Source organism: Azotobacter armeniacus (assembly GCF_054779355.1).
On record NZ_BAAGYK010000115.1, the window covers coordinates 1 to 849 of the forward strand.

The 849-nt window shown below is 61.7% G+C and carries 1 protein-coding gene and 1 pseudogene; both read left to right on the top strand.

What is annotated here, in order from left to right:
* Nucleotides 1-313, top strand: a pseudogene (locus ACYVD0_RS15170) (group II intron reverse transcriptase/maturase); the annotation flags it as partial.
* Nucleotides 314-324: 11 nt separating this feature from the next.
* Nucleotides 325-474 (top strand): hypothetical protein, encoded by a 150-nt coding sequence (locus ACYVD0_RS15175; protein ID WP_460427594.1) that lies wholly within the window; start codon nucleotides 325-327, stop codon nucleotides 472-474.
* Nucleotides 475-849: the final 375 nt, after the last annotated feature.

Sequence of the window (849 nt, forward strand, 5' to 3'; positions counted from 1 at the left end):
AGGCGCTGCTCCAGACACTCCAGCCGATCTTTGAGCCGGGTTTCTCCGAATCCGGCTACGGCTTCCGGCCGGGGCGCAGCGCCCGGCAGGCAGTACTGGCGGCATGGCAGTATGTGCAAGAAGGCCGCCGCTGGGTGGTGGATATCGATCTGTCTTCGAGCGGGTAAACCACGACATCCTGATGTCGCGGATTGCCCGGCGGGTGACGGACGCGCGAGTGCTCAAGCTGATCCGGCGATATCGGGAAGCGGGCTTGATGCGTGACGGGCTGGTCGCCCAGCGCCGGGAAGGCACGCCGCCAGGTGGGCCGCTCTTCGAGGGTGGATCGGCTACTTCCAGTACACGCAGACCAGGAATGCACGGGAGAGCCTGGACGGTTGGCTGAGAGGTTGTGAAAAAATCGAACAGTGCCGTGAGAGCCTCTCCAATCCCCTTCAAAAAGGCGTGCCATGTGAAAAGCGGGAGAGTTTATGAGCCAAATGGTCTTACTTTTCACGTAGCGCAACGTTTTAGCGGCTGTTTTGAAGGGGGGCGCAGCAGCCGCTTGAATTTTTCACAACCTCTGAGACGAAGCCTGCGCTGCCTGCTCTGGCGGCAAGCAAGGCATCGTCAAGGCCGAACCACAATGCTGCGTCGGCAGCGACTGACGGAAGATCGTGCATGGCATGGCGCTCGGCCCGAAACGGACAAGGTCCGTGGTGGAACTCGGGCGCACCCCCCATGAATGCGGCCTTCCCGAAACGCCTCTTCGACGCCTTGGGCTTGATCTCGCTGCTGGATACCCAGCGGCGCCTTCAGCGTCACCCATGAACCGCCGTATGCGGAACCGCACGTACGGTGGTGTGAGAG